Consider the following 22,381-nt stretch of genomic DNA (forward strand, 5'->3'; position numbering starts at 1 on the left):
GTTCTACTCCTGTGATTTCGCGTTGAGATAGCTGCGGCGCACCAGATACTGCTGCACCACGGTAATCAACGCCATGATCAGCACCAGCAACATCGCCAGCGCTCCGCCGGTATTTGGATCGAGCGAGATATCGCCCGACACCAGCGCGGCAATACGCACCGGCACCACGTTAAAGTTTCCGGTGGTCAGCGCATAAATGGTGGCGTAAGCGCCCAGCGCATTGGCCAGCAGAATGACAAAGGTGCCGAGCAGCGCCGGGAACAGGATCGGCAAACCAATGTGCCACCAGTAGCGCCAGCGGCTGGCCCCGAGCAGAGCGGCAGACTCTTCCCAATCTTTGCGCAACCCATCAAACGCCGGGTAAAGCAGCAAAATGCCGAGTGGGATCTGGAACCAGGTGTAAACCAGCACCATGCCGTCACGCGAAAAGAGCTTAAACCCTTCCAGCATGCCGAAGTGGCGCAGCAGCAGCGTCAGACAGCCGTTCATCCCCAGCAGAATCACGAAGGCGAATGCCAGCGGCACGCCGGCAAAGTTGCTGGTCATGTTGGTGAACGACATCAGGAAGCGCTGAAAGCGGCCGCTGCCCAGTTGGTGCAGCGAATAACCCGCGAACAATGAAATCAGCAGGCCATAAATGCTCGACCAGATAGAGATATCCAGCGACAGACGAAAGGCCTGCAGATAAAACGGCGAAGTGAGGATATCGGTGTAGTTATCGATACCCCAACGCTCGTTCATGTCGCTCCAGAAGCTGTTGATGGCAATCCACAGCAGCGGCGCCAGCTGGAAGGCCACCCAGAAAAAGGCGAACGGCAGCAGTAACAGCGTGGCGAGGGTTTTGCCCTTCATTAACGCGGCTCCGCCAGCAAACCGTGGCACACCGGTTTATCATGCTCAACGCCCAGCAGCGTACAGACGATGCCGCACAGTTCGGTCTGTTGTGGTTGGAGATCGGGCTGACGTGAGAAGCCTGCGCCAAACACGAACAGCGGCACCTGCGTCTCTTCCGGCAAAATGCCGCCGTGCGAGCGATCATCGTTCATACCGTGATCGGCGGTGACAATCACCTGATAGCCCGCAGCCAACCAGCCGGGCATCCACTGCGACAGATAGCCATCGGCCATACGCGCGCGGTTGCGGTATTGCGGTGATGACAGGCTATGTTTGTGCCCGGCATCGTCAATGTTCATTGGGTGGATCAGTAAGAAGTCGGGATCGTGGTTCAGACGCAGGCTCTCGGCATCTTCGAACAGATGGGAATCCGGATAGCCGTCGTCCCAGTAAAAATGGCCGTACTGAATCGGAAGCTCGGGTGCCACGGTATGACGATCGCGCGCGGCGTTGAACGGAGAGCGGTTATACAATTCGCTGACCCAATGATAGGCGGCAGCGGCCGTGGTTAAACCGGCGGCGCGGGCATAGTGGAAGACGCTGCGCTGATTGCTCAGGCGATTGACGCCGTTGTGGATAATGCCGCTCTGTACCGGCGGGATGCCGGTCAAAATGCACTCATACAGCGGGCGCGACAGCGAAGGCAGTTCGCAGGTTAGCGTGTAATATTGGCCGTTGCCCTGTTTGCATTCGGCAAACAGATAGCCCATCGCATGCTGTGCCACCTGATTACTCAGGCCATCCAGTACCACCAGGATTGTTTTCATTCCCGTTCCTTACATCATTCAAAATACAAGCACTGTGCGTAGCGGCGCAATTTATGGTGCACTTATCAGCAGAATCATCGCTTTACGTTGGCGTGATAAATCACGCCGCCACGTTATGTGCAAATTACTGCTTCATATTGATGATCACGTTCTCTTGCCACAGACGCGGCAGCATTTTTGACGTCTTATCCCATGCTGCCTGATCTTTGATCGGACGGGCATTTTTATACTCAGACTGCGGCAGCAGTTTGGCCTGCACGTCGGCTGGCAGGGTCAAATGCTCAGCACGAATCGGACGCGCGTAGCCTTTCGCCAGGTTAATCTGGCCGGCATCAGAGAAGATGTACTCACGCGCCAGTTTGGCGGCGTTCGGATGTTTGGCATATTTGTTGATGATGGTGGTGTAACCTGAAATCACGGAACCATCTGACGGGATCACCACTTCGTAGCGGTTTTTGTCGATCTGATCGCGGTAGTTCAGACCGTTAAAGTCCCATACCACGGCAACCTGAATTTCGCCTTTTTCAATATTGGCAATCACCGGATCGGTCACGCCCAGACGGCCTTCTTTTGCCAGGTCACCGAAGAAGCTCAAGGCGGGTTTCAGGTTCTTCTCATCACCGCCCAGCGCGTAGTTAGCTGCCAGTACGCCGTTAGCCGCCTGAGCAGCCACGCCGACGTCACCGATAGTGACCACATACTTACCTTTCTTCAGGTCGGCCCAGCTGTGCGGCGCATCTTTAACCTGCTGCTTGTCGATCAGGAACGCGATGGTGCCGGTGTAAGCCAGCATCCAATTGCCTTCACTGTCTTTGGCCCAGCTCGGGATCTGATCCCAATGCGTGGGTTTGTACGGTTGTGCCAGACCTTTGGTCACAGCAACCGGACCGAACGCGGCGCCCACATCACCGATATCGGCGCTGGCGTTCTCTTTCTCTGCATCAAATTTAGCCAGCTCCTGCGCCGATGACATATCGGTATCGCTGTGCTTCAGGCCATATTTGCTGTTGATGTCATTCCATGTGTCTTTCCAGTTCGCCCAGCTGTCTGGCATACCGACGCTGTTGACCTGGCCCTCAGCGCGTGCGGCTTTTTCCAGCGCGGCGAGGTCGTTATCGGCGGCGTGCGCGGCGTGCAGCGCAAGCAGTACGGCACTGGCTACTACAGAGGAGATAAACGCTTTCATCTCGGTTGCTCCGGGTGTAAGTTGTGGGACATCTTGGTCTAGTCCAGCAAGAACCGAGCCAATGTAGCCCGATCAGATGAAGGTTTTATGACCGTGGTGGTGAAATGTGGCGTGACGCGCTGCTCCACATGCGGATACTTCGCGCTAAAGCGTGGGATATGCCTGTCATATTGTAGTCATCGAACTGTCATAGTGCAGGTTTGCCCCAAAATGAGGCTGAGAAGATGTTGTCGAAAACGGTGGATGTGATTGCTGCAGCGCTGAGTGAACGCATTGAAAACGGTGAATTTTCCAGCGGACGCTTGCCGGCAGAGCGCAGCCTGAGTGAATGCTATTCCACCACGCGCATTACGTTGCGTGAAGCGTTGGGCTTGCTGGAAGCGCAGGGCATTATCTATCGCGAACTGCGTCGTGGCTGGTTCCTCGCGCCGCCGCGTCTGGTGTATAACCCATCGCATCACAGCCATTTTCATGCCATGGCGGCGGAGCAAGGGCGTATTGCCAGCACCGAAGTGATTGAGGCGCGGCAGGTTCCGGCGCAGCTGGCCATTGCGCGCCACTTAAATCTGCTGGAAGGGGATGGGGTATACCGCATTCGTCGCTTACGGCGCATTGATGGCCGTGCAGTTTTGTACGTCGAGCATTACCTCAATCCAGCGTTTTTCCCCGGCCTGCTTGACGAAGATCTCACCCGCTCGCTGACCGACCTTTACGATCAGCGTTACGGCATCCGCTATGGCGGTGCGCGCTTTACCATTCTGCCGGGCCCGTTACCGGCACGCGCGGCACCGGCACTCAATGTCGCCAGCGGAACACCAGGATTGCTCATCACCCGCATCAACCGTGACCAATATAAACGCGTCATCGACTGCGACTGCGAATACTGGCGCTATGACGCGCTCTGTGTGGATGTTGTCGTGTAGCATATTGTGATTTTGATCACACTACAGCATGATAGCCCCAGAGAGTTTTGTACTTCGAGGCGCATAAAAATGACAACAAAATCAGCACCGGGGCAAATTATTGCTTCGGTATTGCAGTGGGTTCTGAATATTGGCCTGGTGACACTGGCCGTTATCCTGGTGGTGTTTTTAGGGAAAGAGACGATTCATCTCGCCAATGTGCTGTTCAGCACCGGTGAGCAGGCGTCTTCTTATCTATTAATTGAAGGCATCGTCATCTACTTCCTTTATTTCGAATTTATCGCGCTGATCGTGAAGTACTTCCAGTCGGGGTATCACTTCCCACTGCGTTATTTCATCTATATCGGTATCACCGCGATTATTCGTTTGATTATCGTCGACCATAAAAATCCGTTCGATACGCTTTATTATTCGGCGGCGATCCTGATCCTGGTCGTCACGCTGTGGCTGGCGAACAGCAATCGCTTAAAGCGCGAATAGCACATCCTCTTCTGGCGTGGCACAACCGCAGTGCCACGCTCGTCTCTCTGCGCTAAACTAGGGCAACTTTTTCTCCGGAGATGTCCTGATGTCGCATCACGCGCTGCGCCAGTTACTCGCATTGCATTGGCTGCCAGCCACTTCCCCCATGCTCTCTCCCCCGTTACTTGACTGGTTGCTGGAAGAAGATTCCATGACGCGCCGTTTTGAGCAGCATTGCCAGCAGGTCACGGTGGAACTGATTCGCGAGAGCTTTATCCACGCCGATGAGATAGCGTCAGAGGCTGAGTTTCTGCCTGCCGATGAGCAATTTTGGCTGCGTGAAATTGTGTTGTGCGGCGATGGTGAACCCTGGCTCATTGGGCGTACCGTGGTGCCAGAAAGCACGTTAAATGGCCCGGAGCAGATGTTGCAAAACCTCGGCACGCGTCCGCTGGGAAGATACCTGTTTGCCTCCTCTACGCTGAGCCGCGACTTTATCGATCCCGGCCAGGTGGATGATTTATGGGGACGCCGTTCGCGCCTGCGTTTGTCAGGCAAACCGCTGATGTTAACTGAACTGTTTTTACCGGCGTCGCCGCTTTACCGCACGCTGGCGCAAGGATAACGCACCGTGGAAAAAACCTTAACCATGACCAAATGGCAGGCCTATCGCCGCCTGATGCGTATCGATAAACCTATCGGCACCCTGTTGCTGCTGTGGCCAACAATGTGGGCGCTGTGGCTATCGGGCATGGCCGTGCCGCCTTTGTCTGTGCTGGTGGTGTTTGTGCTCGGCGTCATCGTGATGCGCGCCGCAGGCTGCGTAATTAATGACTATGCCGATCGGAAAGTCGATGGACACGTCAAACGCACGGCTTCACGCCCGCTGGCCAGCGGTATCGTCAGCGAAAAAGAGGCCAAAGTGCTGTTTGTGGTGCTGGGCCTGCTGGCATTCGCGCTGGTACTGACCATGAATCGCATGACCATTCTGCTGTCGTTTGGCGGCCTGGCGCTGGCGTGGGTTTATCCCTTTATGAAGCGCTATACCCATCTGCCACAGGTGGTCTTGGGCGCAGCCTTTGGCTGGGCAATCCCGATGGGCTGGGCGGCAGTTAGTGAGTCCTTACCTTTGGTTTGCTGGCTGGTATTCTTCGCCAACATTTGCTGGACGGTGGCGTACGACACGCAGTATGCGATGGTCGATCGTGACGATGATTTGAAGATTGGCGTGAAATCCACGGCGATTTTGTTTGGTCGTTTCGACAAGCTGATTATCGGCCTGCTGCAGTTGGCAACGCTCGGTTTGATGGCCCTGGTGGGCATGATGCTAAATCTGAACGGTGCGTTCTATTGGTCACTGCTGGTGGCGGGCGGTTTCTTTGTGTATCAGCAAAAGCTGATTGCTCATCGTGAGCGTGACCCTTGTTTCCAGGCGTTCCTGAACAATAACTATGTGGGTTTGGTGTTGTTTGTGGGCGTGCTGCTTAACACGCAGCCGTTTATTGATGTGTTCTGATTATCTGCACCAATGAAAAGGGCGACCCTTCAACAAGGGTCGCCCTTTTGCATTTACAGGCTTTGTTACTCGTGCGTAACCGCGCTTTCGATGGTCAGACGCACATCACTGGTGACCAGCTCCGCCAGCAATTGCCACATGATGTTGGTGCGTTCCGCATCGGCATCACCCGAATCACTGATGTAGCCTTCATCACGCAGCGACAGCACCAGCGTGGTGAACACCGCTTTATCGAAGAACTCCGGCGCGTTAATGCCGTGCAACACCGACAGACGCTGCGCCAACGTGCGGCTTTCCTTCTCCAGCGTACCGCGGTTAATCGTCGGCTTGGCACTGAGAATCGCAAAGGTGATAGCAAAACGCTGCAGCGTTTCCCGGATACCAGCAGCCAGCAATTGCAACGAGCGGTGACGCACGGGGTTCATGCGTAATTGACCTTCCTGCTCCGTAATCAGACCTTGCCGCGCCATCTCTGCACAGAGTGCATTCAACAGACCAGGCAGATCTGAGTTATCCCAGCGCAGGAAAAGCTCACTCTTCAGCATTGGATACACCAGGCTGACCTGACGCAGTAACTCCGCCTCACTGATTTCACGATGCTGCTGCACAATCGCAGCAATCAATGATGGCATCACCAGCATGTGGTGAATGTTGTTGCGGTAGTAAGTCATCAGTACTGCCTGCTCGCGCGGCAGAATGATGATGTCGCCAATGCTGTCTTTTTCAGATTCGAACTTGTTCATGCCCATGGCGTGATCAAGCAGCGCTTCAGCGCTCATGTCTGGAACGGTCGCTTCTGGCGAGTAAGGTACGTTACGCAGCAGCTGGGTGTAGCATTCGAGCTGCTCGATCAGCTGCTCGCGAGTGAGCGAACGCTGACGTGATGCCAGGAGCGCTGTTACGCATAAGTTCATGGCGTTGGCAGCACCCGCTTCATTGATGCGCACCATCAAACGTGCCGCGATATCATTCACGGCGGGCGTCATCCAGGCAGGACGCTGTGGCTCGATAGGGTCTATCGCATCACGCCATTCCGGGACATTCTTGTTGAGATAGTTCATCAACGGCAGAGGCTCGCCAAAGTTGACGTAGCCCTGGCCAAGATTGCGCAGCTTGCGCAATCCGCGCACCATCTGCAGGAAACTCTCTTTCTCTTTCGCCGCGCCACGTAACTCTTTGGCGTAAGTGCCCACTTCCATCACGTGTTCGTAACCGATGTAAATCGGGACGAAAGTAATCGGGCGACTGCCGCCGCGCAGCATGGCCTGAAGTGTCATCGACAGCGTGCCGGTTTTAGGATCAAGCAACCGGCCAGTACGCGAGCGTCCACCTTCAACAAAATATTCCACCGAGTAACCGCGGCTGAATAATTCACCCAGATATTCGCGGAACACCGTGGCGTAGAGTTTATTGCCCTTGAAGGTTCGACGAATAAAGAAGGCACCCAGGCGGCGGAAAATCGGGCCGGCTGGCCAGAAGTTCAGGTTAATGCCCGCCGCGATATGCGGTGGCACCAGGCCCTGGTGATAAAGCACGTAGGAAAGCAGCAAATAGTCCATGTGACTGCGGTGGCAAGGCACGTACACAATCTCATGGCCATCTTGCGCTAACTGACGGACGCGCTCGCCGCCGTTGACGTTGATGCCCTGATAAAGTCGGCTCCACAGCCAGCCCATCACGCGGTCAGTCACGCGGATGGCCTCATAAGAGAAGTTAGCCGCGACCTCTTCCATCATTTCAATGGCGTTCTGTTGCGCTTTCTCATGAGAAATCTTTTGCTCCGCGCTTCGTCTTCAACCGCTTTTTCAATCGCTTTAGATTGCAGTAGCTTGTTGAACAGATCCTGTCGGGCAGGCAGACGCGGACCGATCGCTGCCAGACGCTGACGGGCAAAGTGCATGCGCGCCACACGCGCCAGCTTCTGTGCAATCGTCTTATCGGTACCGTGCTCCGTGGCCATCTGGCGCAGGGAAACGGTAGGCGAGAAGCGCACAAAGCTGTCGCGACCGTGCCACAGAATGGCGAAGAATTTCTCGATACCATTCAGGATACGCAGGTGCGGCGTCGCTTCACCCTGAACTTCACGTCCGGGTGCTCGACCAAACATCACCGATACCGGCAGCATTTGAACGTCGAGTTGAGGGTTACTGCGGTGCAAATCGAGGTAATCGTGAAACAGCTTCACGGACTCCGGATTGGCAACGAAATAGGGGATAACGCGCGGACCATCGTGGATAAACACGTGGCGCGGCAATAGGGTGCCATCGATCTCTAGCGGGGCCAGCGGATCGGGCAGATCAAGTTTCAGACATTGCGCCCGTAATGTGAGCAGGTCAGCCTTTGAATCATAGGGCAAAACGTACATCACCGGACGGGTCGGATCGATCCCGTGTTCAGAGATAGGATCGGTCGGAATGACCTTACTATTTACCAAAAAAGAGAGTGGTAAATTCAATAGTTTGTAATAAAGTTTACGCCAACCTGACATAGACAACTTAAAGCCTCTTGTTAGCAAAGCGCGGCAAGCATACCAGAAAGCGCAACGAAGATCTGTGGCGACTCCACCTCAGACTGCCCACACATTGACGTCAAAACACACCAAGGGTTCCACTAGCATGGCAAATAACGTCACCGGTATTCAAAGAATAGTGAATGCAGCCGGTTATTCCTGGCAGGGCCTGCGCGCCGCCTGGCAACATGAAGCTGCATTTCGTCAGGAAGCGATAGCGGCGCTCATCGCAATTGTGGTGGCCTGCTGGCTGGATGTGGATACCGTTTCTCGCGTATTGATGATTGGCTCGGTGGTGTTGGTGGTAATCATCGAAATCCTCAACAGTGCTATCGAAGCGGTGGTTGATCGCATCGGGCAAGAGCGCCATCCCCTGGCCGGACGCGCTAAAGATATGGGTTCAGCGGCGGTGCTGCTGGCTATCTTACTGGCGCTGTTTGTCTGGATCGCGCTGCTCTGGTCGCATTTGCGATAGCCATTCCACATTCGTCAAACCGCTGATTTTTCCCTCTGTTTTGGTTTTCATTTCGCCAATACCTGTATATACTCACAGCGACTGTATAAACAACCAGGGGGCGGGATGAAAGCGTTAACAGCAAGGCAGCAGCAGGTCTATGATCTGATTCGCGACCACATTAACCAGACCGGCATGCCGCCAACGCGTGCGGAAATTGCTGCACAGCTGGGTTTTCGCTCGCCCAATGCTGCGGAAGAGCATCTGAAAGCCCTGGCGCGCAAAGGCGTCATTGAGATCGTCTCAGGTGCATCACGTGGTATTCGCCTGCTGATGGAAGAAGAAGTATCAGAAGGTCTGCCACTGATTGGCCGCGTGGCCGCGGGCGAACCGTTGCTGGCCCAAGAACATATTGAAGCGCACTATCAGGTTGATGCGAACCTGTTCAAACCTACAGCTGATTTCCTGCTGCGCGTAAGCGGTATGTCGATGAAAGACATCGGGATTATGGATGGCGATTTGCTTGCTGTGCATAAAACTCAGGAAGTGCGTAATGGCCAGGTGGTTGTGGCGCGCATCGACGATGAAGTGACCGTAAAACGCTGGAAAAAGCAGGGCGCTATTGTGCATCTGCTGCCAGAAAACACCGAGTTTCAGCCGATTGTGGTCGATACCCGTGAGCAGTCACTGACCGTCGAAGGTTTGGCTGTTGGCATCGTGCGCAACGGCGAGTGGCTCTGATTTCCCTGTGAATTCCCCCGCTGCGGTTGGCCTCTGGCTGGCCGCAGTCTGATGTTATGATGCGCGCATCGGGCTTCATTCTGCCTGTACGTGTTATCAGGCAGATCTTCGCAACAACGGAACGGGCGGATGCGGCTGTTTTCCTCTTCAGATAAAGCATTGTGGCGGCTGGCGCTGCCGATGATCCTCTCTAATATTACCGTCCCTTTACTCGGTGTCGTCGATACGGCGGTGATTGGCCATCTTGATAGCCCTATTTATCTTGGTGGGGTTGCCGTCGGCACCACCGCGACCAGCTTCATCTTTATGCTGCTGCTATTTCTGCGCATGAGTACCACCGGATTAACCGCTCAGGCCTTTGGCGCGAATGATAAAACCGCATTGGCGCGCGCATTGACACAACCTTTGCTGATTGCGCTGGTGGCGGGCGTGCTATTCGTCCTGCTGCGCACGCCGGTGAGCCATGTGGCGGCAACGTTGATGGGCGGCAGCCCTGAAGTGCAGCAGCAGGCGCAGATATTTATCAACATCCGCTGGCTGAGCGCACCGGCAACGTTAGCGAATTTAGTGATTCTCGGCTGGTTGCTCGGCGTGCAGTACGCACGTGCACCGATGGTGCTGCTGATTGTTGGTAACCTGGTGAACATTCTGCTCGATCTGCTGTTCGTACTGAAATGGCACTGGGGTGTGGCGGGTGCCGCAGCGGCGACGGCATTGGCGGAGTACGTCACGCTGGGCGTGGGTTTGTGGATGGTGGTACGCGTGCTTAAGATGCGCGGTATCTCTTTTAACCTGCTAAAGCAGAGCTGGCGTGGTGATGCGGCACGACTGTTTCGCCTGAATCGCGACATTATGCTGCGTTCATTAATGGTGCAAATTTGCTTTGCGTCACTCACCATTATCGGGGCACGTCTGGGACCGGATGTGGTGGCGGTTAACGCGGTGCTGCAGATGTTCCTCACCTTTACGGCTTACGCGCTGGATGGCTTTGCCTATGCTGTCGAAGCCTGTTCAGGAGAAGCGGTGGGTGCGAAAGATCGCAGTCGCTTATTGCTGATTTGGCACGCTGCCTGTCGGCAAGCGGGTATCGTTGCGCTGATGTTTGCGGTGATCTATACCTTCACCGGACCGCAGATCGTTGCGTTACTGACGTCGCTGGAGCCACTGCGAGACATGGCCGATCGCTACTTAATATGGCAAGCGATTCTTCCGTTGGTAGGCGTCTGGTGTTATCTGCTGGACGGCATGTTTATTGGCGCTACGCGTGGCCGGGAGATGCGTAACAGCATGGTGATGGCGGCAGTGGGTTATGGCCTGGCGCTACTTGCTCTGCCATGGCTCGGCAATCATGGCTTATGGCTGGCAGTTACCGTGTTCCTCGGCTTGCGCGGAGTGACGCTGTGGTGGGTATGGCGTCGCCACTGGCGCAACGACAGCTGGTTCAACGCCTGAATAAGCGAAGCGTAACCTACAGATTAATCTGTATTTTTTGCGCTATGCCAATCCACTACTATAATTATCTCAAACGGCGCAAATGAGTAGCGCGTTGTGTGGGTGTTTCCGGCTTTTTGTAGGTAAACATCACATCTCACTCAGGATGACGTGGAGGATTATTATGAACAAAGACGAAGCGAGCGGTAACTGGAAGCAGTTCAAAGGGAAAATGAAAGAGAAGTGGGGCAAGCTGACGGATGACGACATGACCGTTATCGAAGGTAAACGCGATCAGCTTGTCGGTAAAATCCAGGAACGTTACGGCTACGCGAAAGATCAGGCCGAAAGCGAAGTAAAAGATTGGGAAAGCCACAATACCGATCACCGCTGGTAAGTAACCCTATTACGGAAGATGCTCCTACCCGCCGATCACCCGTCGGCACGGCACAAGGAAGTGCCACTCAACCTTTTCGCACCCTCTTTTTTGTCTCAACTTCATGATCGTGATCGCAGTTATCATGCTGATTACATGCCGCTACCTCAGTACAGTTCACACATAAGCCATGCGCTTCAATCACCGTGTGACGCAGTGAAAACCCTGCCTGATCGGCTAATCCCGCAATGATTTTTCCACACCATGAGCGTGTTTCTCACTCACTGCCGCACAACCGTCACACACCAGCATCACTGACGTGTGCGCGGGCTCATCGAAATGGTGGCAAACCACGTAACTGTTGTTCGATTCAACACGATGAATAAAACCCTGTTCCAGCAGAAAATCCAGCGCGCGATAAATGGTGGGCGGTTTTGCCTGCGGCTCACTCACGCGCAATTGATCCAGCAGATCGTAAGCGCTAATCGAACCATTCTGCTCGGCCATCAGACGCAGCACTTCGGCGCGTTGAGTGGTCAGGCGCACGCCGCGGTCAAGGCAAAGTGATTCTGCCTGAGTGAGCAGCTGTTCGGGCGTGAGGTTTGACATAGGTAATCTCCAGGTTGCAGGCGATGTTATTTTATCACACAAACTTTTACCCTGCTGTGATTGCTTTTTACCCGGATAATGTTCAGGAAAATCTCGTTAATCAATAAATTAACTTAACTCTTCGTAGTGGCACGTTTCCTCCTCGCGATTCAGACCTCTCTTTAGATCAGTTATATAGCGTAATTATCACTCTTTTTTTGCTTTGCAACTCACCGGGTTAGCGGCTAAGGTTCAAAAGGTCTTAAGTAATTTCTGGCATCAATTTAGGCATTGTTCATTTTTCTGCATAACTAAACAGCAGAATGGTGCATGTGCATCCAATTCTGTGAATAGCAGCGCTATTTCCTTTTAATTCACAGCAATGATGCGTTAGCCAGGGTTCAGAATAGCGGCTAACTAAACTGTTTCGTTTCTGAGTAATTCAGCGACATTTCAAAGGTGATGGCAGGCTCATGGTGAAGACATTATTCAGGCACAAAAAAGTAGCTTATCTTGTTGGTTTGAATGCAGTATTTCTTTCTTCTTCAGCTCTGGCAGCAGGTACATGGTACGACGCGCGTAACGATGCGATGGGTGGCACGGGTGTTGCCTCCTCAACCTGGAGTTCTGCCGTGCTGGCCAACCCAGCACTGATGACCAAAGCCAAACCTGAAGATGGCGTCAGCATCATTTTCCCTTCAGCAGGTGTTCAGGTTACGGATAAAGACAAATTAATTAACAAGGTTGATGACATCACTGACAGTGTCGATCGCTACAAAGAGGTGATCGATAATCTGACATTCGCTGATTATCTAAGAGGCTACCCGGAGTTAAAGTCTGCTGCGGGCGATATGGCCAATCAGCTGGATGACCTGAAGGGTGATAAGGCGCACGGCACGGCGGGTGTCGCTTTTGCTGTGACGGTTCCCAATGAAACGCTGCCTTTTGCCTTTATTACCAAAGCCTACGGCACGGCCAGTGTGCAGGCTAATGTCGTGGACAGCGACATTACCTATCTGCGCGGTGTGGCGAACGGCACTGTAATCCCCCTGCCAGGCGACCAGGACAAATTGAGTTCGAGTGGCCATGGTCTGGCGGCGTTAGTCACTGACTATGGTGTGGCATTCGCGCATGAGTTTGACGTGGCGGGTCACGCGGTCTCTGTCGGCGTCACGCCTAAACTGCAGAAAACCTGGCTCTATAACTACACCGCCAGCATTTATAACTTCGATAAAAGTAATATCAACAACAGCCAATATCGTAGTTCCGATACTGGCTTTAACATCGATGCGGGCGTTGCCACTGACTTCGGCGAGCACTGGACCCTGGGTGTGACCGGGCAAAACCTGATTTCGCGCGACCTTGATACCAAAACGGTGGAAGGCTATCGCGATACTTATCAAATCCGTCCGCTGGTGACTTCAGGTTTGGCGTGGAACTACGGTCCGTTCACGGTGGCTGGCGATGTTGATTTGACGCAAACCAAGCGCTTCAAATCAGAAGAGAGCAGCCAGTATGCAGGCGTGGGTGCGGAGTATCGTGTGCTGGATTGGTTAGCGCTGCGCGCCGGTTATCGTGCTGATATGAAATCCAACGATACCAACGTCTTCACGGCGGGTCTGGGCGTTTCACCGTTTAACAACACGGTGCATTTGGATCTTGCCGGCTCAGTGGGTGATGACAATACCGTGGGCGGCATGCTGCAGCTCGGATTTAACTTCTAAAACTCACCACAACGGGCGGCTGTGTCGCCCGTTGTTGCTGTGATATGATTGCGCAGTTTCTCGTCACTCAACTAACTCCGGATTCACTGCGCTTCATGACCGATAATTTCTCTTCGCAACGTTTCTCCATCGCCCCGATGCTGGATTGGACCGACCGCCACTGTCGCTATTTTCACCGTAAATTAAGCGGCGATACGCTGCTGTACACCGAAATGGTGACCACGGGTGCCATTATTCACGGCAAAGGTGATTACCTGGCCTACAGCGAGGCGGAGCATCCGCTGGCACTGCAGTTAGGTGGCAGCGATCCTGCAGCGCTGGCGCAGTGTGCAAAACTGGCAGAAGAGCGCGGTTATGATGAGATCAACCTCAACGTGGGTTGCCCATCCGATCGCGTGCAGAACGGTCGCTTTGGCGCCTGTCTGATGGCTGACGCGGCGCTGGTAGCCGATTGTATTAAAGCGATGCGCGATGTGGTGAGCATTCCGGTGACGGTGAAAACCCGTATCGGCATTGACGAGCAGGACAGCTACGCTTTTCTGTGTGATTTTCTTGGCACCGTGGCGGATAAGGGCAACTGCGACACCTTTATTATCCATGCGCGCAAGGCCTGGCTTTCCGGTTTAAGCCCGAAAGAGAATCGCGAAATTCCGCCGCTTGATTATCCCCGCGTTTACCAGTTGAAGCGTGATTTCCCTGCGCTAAACATGGCCATCAACGGTGGCATCAAGACGCTGGAAGAAGCGAAAGTGCATTTGCAGCATATGGATGGCGTGATGATGGGCCGCGAAGCCTATCAAAACCCTGGCATTCTGGCGCAGGTGGATCGTGAGTTGTTTGGCCGTGATACGCCGTTAGTCGATCCGGTCGCGGTGGTGCGTGCGATGTATCCTTATATTGAAGCGGAGCTGAGCAAAGGCACTTATCTCGGTCACGTTACGCGTCATATGCTGGGCCTGTTCCAGGGAATCCCCGGTGCGCGCCAGTGGCGTCGCTATTTGAGTGAAAATGCCCATAAGCCGGGAGCCGATGTACGTGTGCTGGAAGCCGCGCTGGCACTGGTGGCGGATAAGATTCCTCAGGAAGCGTAATTTCTCCTTTAGGTTGATACGGGTTGTTAGTTTCATCGCTGGATGGCAAGGGGCTCGGCCAGAAAGGGCCAGCCCGGTCGCAAATGAAAAACATATCCATGCCGATCTGACGCGCCCAGCGCGGACGCTTTGCTAATCGGGCTGACCATTTCTGCCTTTTTGAGAAGATCGTTAATGCGGTTTAAAACGCGCCAACTATTAGTGAATTTCATCACCACTGAAATGCATCCTCTTAAACAATTGGTTAATTTTCAACATATTAGCCATTAATCCAGATTGGCACGCATCTTGTAATGCACTCTGTGTTACTTACACAGGAGAGCCCTCGTGGAAATTTTATTTGTTCTCGGCTTTTTTCTCATGCTGCTACTGACCGGTGTTTCCTTGCTGGGGGTCATCGCGGCATTGATTGTTGCCACCGTATTGATGTTCCTTGGCGGTCTGCTCGCAATTGTTATTAAATTGTTGCCGTGGTTGGTGTTGGCGGTGGTTGCGGTATGGTTGTATCGTGCATTTTCCACCCCGAGCGGTGAAGCGAAATTGAACAGACTGAAAAGAAAAATCAGTAAGTTAGAGAAGCGCGGCTGGCGGTAAATGCGGAGGCGATCACAGAGTGAATAATTGCTTAGTACTAATCTGCAATTAAACATATTTTTTACTTATGTTTTCTGTCAGGATGCGTAAAGTAATTCAAACGAATTCATCGCCGCTGACCCTACACCAGCGCGAACTATAAAAAAGAAAGAAAAAGGGCTTCCTTCGGGAAGCCCTTACTATTTAGGGAATCAGTAAACTGGAACCCTGAGTGGCACGACTCTCCAATACCTGGTGCGCTCGAACCGCATCGCTCAGCGCAAACTTCTGCGCCTCCGGCACTTTCAATTGAATCGCACGGCTGGCAATCAGTGAGAACAACTCGTTGCTGGCGCTATCAAGTTCTTCGCGATTGGTGATATAGCCAAACAGAGAAGGGCGTGTGACAAACAGCGAGCCTTTCTTGTTTAAAATGCTGAGGTCGACGCCGGTCACGGGCCCTGACGCATTACCAAAACTCACCATTAAGCCATGACGACGCAGGCTATCCAGTGATGGCTCCCAGGTATCTTTGCCCACCGAGTCATATACCACGGCGACTTTCTCGCCGTTAGTCAATTCACTTACGCGTTGGGCGATATTCTCTTCACGATAGTTAATCGTCGCCCATGCCCCAGCATCTTTCGCGATTTGCCCTTTTTCCGCGGAACCCACAGTTCCAATCAGATGCGCGCCCAACGCTTTAGCCCACTGGCAGGCAATCAACCCTACGCCGCCCGCCGCGGCATGGAACAGGAAAATCTCGTCTGCTTTCACTTTATAGGTCTGGCGCAGCAGGTACTGCACGGTTAAGCCTTTCAGGAACGAGGCTGCACCTTGTTCAAAGCTGATGCTTTCCGGCAAAATCACCAGCCGATCTTCTGGCACATTGTGCACTTCGCTGTAGGCGCCCAACGCGGCCTGACCATAGACCACCCGGTCGCCTGGCTTAAATTGGCTTACGCCTGAGCCAACGCGCTTCACCACGCCGGCCGCTTCTGTGCCAAGTCCGGACGGGAAAGCGGCAACCGGATAGAGCCCGCTACGCACGTAGGTATCGATATAGTTAATGCCAATCGCCTTGTTCTCGACCTGCACTTCATGTTCGGCAGGATCGGCGGGCTCAAAATCGGCCCATTGCAGAACCTCCGGGCCACCGTGTTGGTTGAACTGAATTCGCTTTGCCATTCTGACTCCTGTGATTGTTCATCCTGGGACGGTATACTTGCGCGTCCCCTTCACGATCGGTAATGCATTCACTATGGCAGGAAATAAACCCACCAACAAATCCAACGAACCCCGCGATCGGCAGCTGGAAGGCATAAAAATGCCGCCGCATTCTATTGAAGCGGAGCAGTCGGTGCTCGGTGGGTTGATGCTGGATAACGAACGCTGGGATAACGTCTCCGAGCGCGTGGTGGCGGATGATTTCTTCAACCGTTCGCACCGCATGATCTTCTCGGAAATGCAGCGTTTGCTGGAACAGGGCCAGCCAATAGACCTGATTACGCTGTCCGAATCGCTGGAAACACTGGGCGAGCTGGAAATGGCGGGGGGCTTTGCGTATCTGGCCGAATTGGCGAAAAACACGCCAAGTGCGGCGAATATCGGTGCTTATGCGGATATCGTGCGTGAACGTGCCGTGGTGCGCCAAATGATCTCGGTGGCGAACCAAATCGCCGACGCCGGTTATGACCCGCAAGGCCGCAGCAGCGAAGACTTGCTCGATTTCGCGGAATCCAACGTATTCAAAATTGCTGAACAGCGCGCCAATAAAGCAGAAGGCCCACAGAATATTGAGCAAATTCTGGAAGCCACGGTCTCGCGCATTGAGGCATTGGTATCCACTCCGCACGATGGCGTTACCGGTGTCGATACCGGCTATCAGGATCTCAACAAAAAGACCGCTGGGTTGCAGGGTTCGGATTTGATCATCGTGGCGGCGCGTCCGTCGATGGGTAAAACCACTTTCGCCATGAACTTGTGCGAAAACGCCGCGATGCTGCAAGAAAAACCGGTGCTGATTTTCAGTCTGGAGATGCCCAGCGAACAGCTGATGATGCGTATGCTGGCGTCATTGTCCCGCGTGGACCAGACGCGCATTCGTACCGGTCAGTTGGAAGATGAAGACTGGGCGCGCATTTCTGCCACCATGGGCATCTTGCTTGAGAAGAAGAACATGTTCATCGATGACTCTTCCGGACTGACGCCAACGGAAGTACGTTCCCGCGCACGCCGCGTGTTTCGTGAAAATGGCGGCTTAAGCATGATCATGATCGACTATCTGCAATTGATGCGCGTGCCGGCGCTGTCGGACAACCGTACGCTGGAGATCGCAGAGATCTCGCGCTCGCTTAAGGCGCTGGCGAAAGAGCTTAATGTACCGGTGGTGGCGCTGTCGCAGCTCAACCGCTCTTTGGAGCAGCGTGCCGATAAACGTCCGGTGAACTCGGATCTGCGTGAATCGGGCTCGATCGAGCAGGATGCTGACTTGATCATGTTCATCTATCGCGACGAGGTCTACCACGAAAACAGCGATCTCAAAGGGATCGCCGAGATCATTCTCGGTAAGCAGCGTAACGGCCCAATCGGCACCGTACGTTTAACCTTTAACGGCCAATGGTCGCGCTTCGATAACTACGCTGGCCCGTCTTACGACGACGAATAATCCCTTCCTTGCAGATGCATGCACGATTTGTGCATGCATTTCACGTCATCAGAAAATAGTGTTGGACAACCCCGGCTTTAATCAGGTTATCTGTAGCAAAGCGCACCCTATAACGCTGTGGAAACGGAATGACTCAGGTAGACGATTACGACCTTAAGATATTGACACTATTACAATCTAACGGCCGCCTTACCAATCAGGAACTCAGTGATTTAGTCGGTCTTTCGGCGTCTCAATGTTCACGCCGCCGCATCAATCTTGAACAGGCAAACCTCATTCTTGGCTATCACGCACGGCTCTCGCCGGATGCGGTCGGTCTCGGGATGGTGGGCTTGATTGAAGTGCGTTTAAAGAATCACACGCCAGATTATGAAGAGAGTTTCCATCGCATGGTGGCAGAACAAGACGCGATTGTTGATGCCTTTAAAACCACCGGAGATGCCGATTATCTTCTGAAAGTGGCGGTGTCTGATTTAGCCTCGCTGAGCGCCTTAATTAGCCAGTTAGTGGCGGGCCATCAAAGCGTGGCCCATGTGAAAACCTCTGTGGTATTAAGCCGTTTGAAAGAGAACGGTTTAATGATTATCCCTGAGCACAAAACGCGCCAAAAAAGTGCATGATGTGCTAATCTGGTGCAATTAACGCCCTGTTAATGCAAAAACGCGCACCAGATAATAGATTTGTGCATGAATCAACTGTGAAGCATTGGGTTGATGCACAAAAACCAGCAATAAAAGCGCCTTAGATATCAATTGGATAATCGCTGGCACCCCATTGGTGGCGACAAGACGTTGCCAATGTGGTGCGTTTTTTGCATTTGAAGCGCATCATTTGCAGCGAGATAACTCCATGGATAACGTCGTTCAACCTACCAAAATTCCTCATTCCCGCATTGAAGATGCGCTGGCGATTGTGCTCGGCACCTTAATGGTCTCATTCGGCGTGATGATGCTCAAACAAGCGGGCGCACTGACCGGCAGTACCGCGGGTATTGCGTTCTTAATCAGTTATTTGACGCACCTCTCCTTTGGTAGCGCTTTCTTCCTGATCAACCTGCCGTTTTACTGGCTGGCGGTCCGCCGTATGGGTTGGGAATTCACCATTAAACCTTCTGTGCGGTGGGTTTAGTCTCACTGTTTACCCATCTGCATCCGATGTTCATCCATTTTTCTGCGCTAAATCCTTTTTATGCGACATTGTTCGGTAACGTGGTGATGGGGATTGGGTTTATAGTGTTATTCCGTCACAAAGCCAGCCTCGGCGGTATCAACATTCTGGCGCTTTGGATGCAAGACCGCATGGGTCTGCGTGCCGGCAAGCTGCAAATGGCGGTGGATACCTGTGTGGTATTGGCATCGCTGTTCGTGGTGTCGCTGCCGATACTTTTGGCCTCAATCGCGGGCGCGGTGATCCTCAATCTCATCATCGCGATGAATCACCGTCCTGGCCGCTATATGGTTTGATGACGCCTCTTTACCGACTACTTATGATCAATCATGGAGATCTGCACCGTGTTTCAAAACGTTGATGCTTATGCTGGCGATCCAATTCTGTCGCTGATGGAAACCTTCAAACAGGACCCACGTGACAATAAAGTGAATCTGAGCATCGGCCTCTATTACAACGAGGCGGGCATTATTCCTCAGTTGCAAGCGGTGGCTGCCGCAGAAGAACGCCTGCAGGCGCAACCGCATCAGGCGTCGCTCTATCTGCCGATGGAAGGCCTGGGCCCATACCGTAACGCGATTGCGCCACTGCTGTTTGGTAAAGAACACCCAATGCTGAAAGCCGGTCGTATCGCTTCCATTCAGACACTGGGTGGATCCGGTGCACTGAAAGTGGGTGCGGATTTCCTCAAGCGTTACTTCCCGCATTCCAACGTCTGGGTGAGCGATCCGACCTGGGAAAACCACATCGCGATTTTCAACGGTGCCGGTTTCGACGCACAGACTTATCCGTGGTACGACGAAGAAACTAACGGCGTGAAGTTTGATGCGTTTATTGCCAAGCTGAAAACGTTGCCAAAGCAATCTATCGTGCTGCTGCATCCGTGCTGCCACAACCCAACGGGCGCGGATCTGACGAACGCACAGTGGGATGAAACCACCGAAGTACTGAAAGCGCAGGAGCTGATTCCGTTCCTCGATATCGCTTATCAGGGCTTTGGTGCGGGCATGGAGCAGGATGCTTACGCGATTCGCGCCATTGCCGCCGCTGGCCTGCCGGCTCTGGTCAGCAACTCGTTCTCGAAAATCTTCTCGCTGTATGGCGAGCGCGTTGGTGGCCTGTCCATCGTGTGCGAGAGCGCAGAAGAATCTGCACGCGTGCTGGGTCAGCTGAAAGCCACCGTACGTCGCAACTACTCCAGCCCGCCAAACTTTGGTGCGCAGGTGGTTTCTTGCGTACTGAACGATGAAGCGCTGTTAAACAACTGGCTGGCCGAAGTGGAAGCGATGCGTCTGCGCATCATCGAAATGCGCCAATCGCTGGTCAACGTATTGAGCACCAAGCTGCCAGGCAAGAACTTCGATTACCTGCTGAAACAGCGCGGTATGTTTAGCTACACCGGTTTGAGCGCGCAGCAGGTTGATCGCCTGCGTGATGAGTTCGGTGTATATCTGATCGCCAGCGGCCGTATGTGCGTGGCGGGCCTCAACAGCCGTAACGTGAATCAGGTTGCTGAAGCCTTTGCTGCCGTGATGTAACGTATTTCGCAGCACGAGAAAACCGCCAGGCCTTCGGGCCGGCGGTTTTTTTATATCCGCAATCTGCTGGCATTTCCTTTACCTTTTGGCGACATGCTGCACACTTAAACGGTGTCATGACTTAAGGATTAAGGCAACGGACTGGCGTACTCGCGCTGATTCAACTGCCCATCAATCAAGAGGAACACAGCATGAATATTTCGGATCTCCTCACCTACTGCATGAGTAAATCAGGTGCGGAGCAAAGCTATAAAAATGAATGGGATGCAACGCAGGTTAAAAGCGAAGGCGTACTGTTCGCTATGGTGCACGATGTGGAAGGGCGTCCGGCGCTGTCTTTAAAAACCTCGCCCGCACTGGCGGAACTGCTACGTGAAGAGCACAGCGATGTGTTTCCCAGCGAGCACTTGAACAAGTCGCACTGGAGTACGCTGTGGCTGGATGGATCGCTGAAGGATTCGCAAATCTATTATCTGGTAGAGGCGTCCTGGCAACAGGCTGACGCCACGCGCGCGGCGGGCGTCAGCCATGATGAAGATGCGCGCTAGTTAAGCCGCTGACTCTTCTCGCAGGGTATTGATATCAATCACGAAGCGGTATTTCACGTCGCTTTTCAGCATACGTTCGTAGGCTTCGTTAATCTGGTTTATGGCGATCAATTCGATATCGGAAGTGATACCGTGCTTGCCACAGAAATCCAGCATCTCCTGCGTCTCAGCGATGCCACCGATCAGTGAACCGGCAATGCTGCGACGTTTGAAGATCAAGTTAAACACCTGTGGAGCCGGGTGATCGTGCTCTGGCGCGCCCACTAACGTCATATTGCCATCGCGTTTCAGCAGGACAATAAACGGATTGAGGTCGTGCTGTGCCGCAACGGTGTTGAGGATGAAATCGAAGCTGTTGGCGTGCTGAGCCATCTGATCCGCATCTTTTGAAATCACCACTTCATCCGCACCCAGACGCTTGCCGTCTTCAATCTTTGAAGGCGAAGTGGTAAACAACACCACATGCGCACCCATCGCATGAGCGATTTTCACGCCCATATGACCGAGTCCGCCCAAACCAACGATGCCCACTTTTTTACCTGGGCCGACGTTCCAATGGCGCAGTGGTGAATAAGTGGTGATACCGGCACACAGCAGCGGGGCAACGCCGGCCAGTTCAAGGTTCTCTGGAACACGCAGCACGAAGCTTTCATCAACGACCATGTTAGTGGAGTAGCCGCCATAGGTGATGGCGCCGGTTTCGCGATCTTCACCGTTATAGGTGCCCACGAAGCCATTCTCGCAATACTGCTCCAGTCCTTCCTGGCAGCTCGGACAGCTGCGGCAAGAATCAACCATGCAACCCACGCCCACTAAATCGCCCACTGCGTATTTATGGGTGTGAGCGCCAACAGCGGTGACGCGACCAACGATTTCATGGCCTGGTACCACTGGGAAAATGGTGTTTTTCCATTCGTTGCGCGCCTGGTGCAGGTCGGAGTGGCAAACGCCACAGTACAACACTTCAATCTGCACATCATGAGCGCGCAGCTCGCGCGGCTTATAGTCGAACGGGGCGAGTTTAGTTTTCGCGTCCTGTGCGGCATAGGCATGCGTAATATTCATGGTGTCTCCAATCGGGTGTGTCGTGAGTGTTTTGCGGGATCCCGTTCAGTAAGCTGAAGGGACAAAGGCGCATTGAGCTACGCCAAAAAGGAACTGTGTAAGAATAGTCAGCGGAAGGAGATGCGTATATGCCTGAAGTTGTCTGATTCTTGCCTGTTTC

General features: G+C 53.5%; 20 protein-coding genes and 3 pseudogenes. 16 read left to right on the forward strand and 7 right to left on the reverse strand.

The genetic code is table 11. The features are described from left to right. Window positions 1-3 precede the first annotated feature (3 nt). The 3 genes from HA45_RS06805 to HA45_RS06815 form a co-directional block, all read right to left on the reverse strand. Window positions 4-852, reverse strand: coding sequence for an ABC transporter permease (locus HA45_RS06805; RefSeq protein ID WP_100704270.1), 849 nt, complete (start codon window positions 850-852; stop codon window positions 4-6). Beyond that, window positions 852-1,661 (reverse strand): alkaline phosphatase family protein, encoded by an 810-nt coding sequence (locus HA45_RS06810; protein ID WP_100704271.1) that lies wholly within the window; start codon window positions 1,659-1,661, stop codon window positions 852-854. The genes HA45_RS06805 and HA45_RS06810 overlap by 1 nt, the downstream gene beginning before the upstream one ends. Before the next feature lie 124 nt (window positions 1,662-1,785). Further along, complete coding sequence (locus tag HA45_RS06815; protein ID WP_100704272.1) at window positions 1,786-2,847, reverse strand: ABC transporter substrate-binding protein; 1,062 nt, start codon at window positions 2,845-2,847, stop codon at window positions 1,786-1,788. A 224-nt stretch (window positions 2,848-3,071) separates the two neighbouring features. On the opposite strand from HA45_RS06815, the gene HA45_RS06820 reads away from it, so the two are divergent. From HA45_RS06820 to ubiA, 4 genes are all read left to right on the forward strand, one after another. Beyond that, window positions 3,072-3,770, forward strand: a complete 699-nt coding sequence (locus tag HA45_RS06820; protein ID WP_100704273.1) for a UTRA domain-containing protein — start codon at window positions 3,072-3,074, stop codon at window positions 3,768-3,770. A gap of 69 nt (window positions 3,771-3,839) precedes the next feature. Beyond that, window positions 3,840-4,250, forward strand: coding sequence for a phosphate-starvation-inducible protein PsiE (psiE, locus tag HA45_RS06825; RefSeq protein WP_100704274.1), 411 nt, complete (start codon window positions 3,840-3,842; stop codon window positions 4,248-4,250). An 88-nt stretch (window positions 4,251-4,338) separates the two neighbouring features. After that, the gene (gene ubiC / locus HA45_RS06830; RefSeq protein ID WP_100704275.1) at window positions 4,339-4,857 is read left to right on the forward strand and encodes a chorismate lyase; all 519 of its coding nucleotides are present in this window, start codon (window positions 4,339-4,341) and stop codon (window positions 4,855-4,857) included. 24 nt (window positions 4,858-4,881) lie between these two features. Then, on the forward strand, window positions 4,882-5,748 hold the full coding sequence (ubiA, locus tag HA45_RS06835; protein ID WP_205960992.1) for a 4-hydroxybenzoate octaprenyltransferase: 867 nt from the start codon (window positions 4,882-4,884) through the stop codon (window positions 5,746-5,748). A gap of 65 nt (window positions 5,749-5,813) precedes the next feature. Here ubiA and plsB read toward each other — a convergent pair. Next, a pseudogene (gene plsB, locus HA45_RS06840) lies at window positions 5,814-8,236 on the reverse strand (glycerol-3-phosphate 1-O-acyltransferase PlsB). A gap of 127 nt (window positions 8,237-8,363) precedes the next feature. Between plsB and HA45_RS06845 the strand changes: the two are divergent. The 4 genes from HA45_RS06845 to HA45_RS06860 all read left to right on the forward strand — a co-directional run bounded on the left by HA45_RS06845 (window position 8,364) and on the right by HA45_RS06860 (window position 11,280). Further along, a complete protein-coding gene (locus HA45_RS06845) occupies window positions 8,364-8,732 on the forward strand; it encodes a diacylglycerol kinase (RefSeq protein ID WP_100704278.1) in 369 nt (122 codons plus the stop codon). A gap of 105 nt (window positions 8,733-8,837) precedes the next feature. Next, window positions 8,838-9,452, forward strand: a complete 615-nt coding sequence (gene lexA, locus HA45_RS06850) for a transcriptional repressor LexA (RefSeq protein WP_100704279.1) — start codon at window positions 8,838-8,840, stop codon at window positions 9,450-9,452. Between the two features lie 129 nt (window positions 9,453-9,581). Continuing rightward, entirely contained in the window at window positions 9,582-10,904 is a 1,323-nt protein-coding gene (gene dinF, locus HA45_RS06855) for an MATE family efflux transporter DinF (protein WP_100704280.1), read from the forward strand. Between the two features lie 163 nt (window positions 10,905-11,067). Further along, window positions 11,068-11,280, forward strand: coding sequence for a CsbD family protein (locus tag HA45_RS06860; RefSeq protein ID WP_100704281.1), 213 nt, complete (start codon window positions 11,068-11,070; stop codon window positions 11,278-11,280). A gap of 67 nt (window positions 11,281-11,347) precedes the next feature. On the opposite strand, the pseudogene zur reads toward HA45_RS06860, so the two are convergent. Further along, window positions 11,348-11,868 (reverse strand): annotated as a pseudogene (gene zur, locus HA45_RS06865) (zinc uptake transcriptional repressor Zur). Between the two features lie 452 nt (window positions 11,869-12,320). On the opposite strand from zur, the gene HA45_RS06870 reads away from it, so the two are divergent. The 3 genes from HA45_RS06870 to pspG all read left to right on the forward strand — a co-directional run bounded on the left by HA45_RS06870 (window position 12,321) and on the right by pspG (window position 15,256). Then, a complete protein-coding gene (locus HA45_RS06870) occupies window positions 12,321-13,571 on the forward strand; it encodes a conjugal transfer protein TraF (protein WP_100704283.1) in 1,251 nt (416 codons plus the stop codon). A 95-nt stretch (window positions 13,572-13,666) separates the two neighbouring features. Beyond that, the gene (dusA, locus tag HA45_RS06875) at window positions 13,667-14,662 is read left to right on the forward strand and encodes a tRNA dihydrouridine(20/20a) synthase DusA (protein WP_100704677.1); all 996 of its coding nucleotides are present in this window, start codon (window positions 13,667-13,669) and stop codon (window positions 14,660-14,662) included. 327 nt (window positions 14,663-14,989) lie between these two features. Further along, complete coding sequence (gene pspG / locus HA45_RS06880; protein WP_100704284.1) at window positions 14,990-15,256, forward strand: envelope stress response protein PspG; 267 nt, start codon at window positions 14,990-14,992, stop codon at window positions 15,254-15,256. A gap of 183 nt (window positions 15,257-15,439) precedes the next feature. On the opposite strand, the gene HA45_RS06885 is transcribed toward pspG, so the two are convergent. Then, window positions 15,440-16,423 carry a quinone oxidoreductase gene (locus HA45_RS06885; RefSeq protein ID WP_100704285.1) on the reverse strand — a complete coding sequence of 328 codons (984 nt, stop codon included), beginning with the start codon at window positions 16,421-16,423 and terminating at the stop codon, window positions 15,440-15,442. A gap of 73 nt (window positions 16,424-16,496) precedes the next feature. On the opposite strand from HA45_RS06885, the gene dnaB reads away from it, so the two are divergent. From dnaB to HA45_RS06910, 5 genes and pseudogenes are all read left to right on the forward strand, one after another. Beyond that, window positions 16,497-17,903, forward strand: a complete 1,407-nt coding sequence (gene dnaB, locus HA45_RS06890) for a replicative DNA helicase (RefSeq protein WP_100704286.1) — start codon at window positions 16,497-16,499, stop codon at window positions 17,901-17,903. A 128-nt stretch (window positions 17,904-18,031) separates the two neighbouring features. Next, window positions 18,032-18,523 carry an Lrp/AsnC family transcriptional regulator gene (locus HA45_RS06895; RefSeq protein WP_100704287.1) on the forward strand — a complete coding sequence of 164 codons (492 nt, stop codon included), beginning with the start codon at window positions 18,032-18,034 and terminating at the stop codon, window positions 18,521-18,523. A gap of 229 nt (window positions 18,524-18,752) precedes the next feature. Beyond that, window positions 18,753-19,366: pseudogene (locus HA45_RS06900) on the forward strand (YitT family protein). Between the two features lie 48 nt (window positions 19,367-19,414). Next, a complete protein-coding gene (locus HA45_RS06905) occupies window positions 19,415-20,608 on the forward strand; it encodes an amino acid aminotransferase (protein ID WP_100704678.1) in 1,194 nt (397 codons plus the stop codon). A 191-nt stretch (window positions 20,609-20,799) separates the two neighbouring features. Beyond that, window positions 20,800-21,156, forward strand: a complete 357-nt coding sequence (locus tag HA45_RS06910; protein ID WP_100704289.1) for an MmcQ/YjbR family DNA-binding protein — start codon at window positions 20,800-20,802, stop codon at window positions 21,154-21,156. Here the strand turns inward: HA45_RS06910 and HA45_RS06915 are convergent, their stop codons facing one another. Beyond that, window positions 21,157-22,221 (reverse strand): NAD(P)-dependent alcohol dehydrogenase, encoded by a 1,065-nt coding sequence (locus HA45_RS06915; RefSeq protein WP_100704290.1) that lies wholly within the window; start codon window positions 22,219-22,221, stop codon window positions 21,157-21,159. It lies immediately after the preceding gene. Window positions 22,222-22,381 lie beyond the last annotated feature (160 nt).

The organism is Pantoea rodasii, assembly GCF_002095465.1.
In the GTDB taxonomy this organism is placed as follows: Bacteria; Pseudomonadota; Gammaproteobacteria; order Enterobacterales; family Enterobacteriaceae; genus Pantoea; species Pantoea rodasii.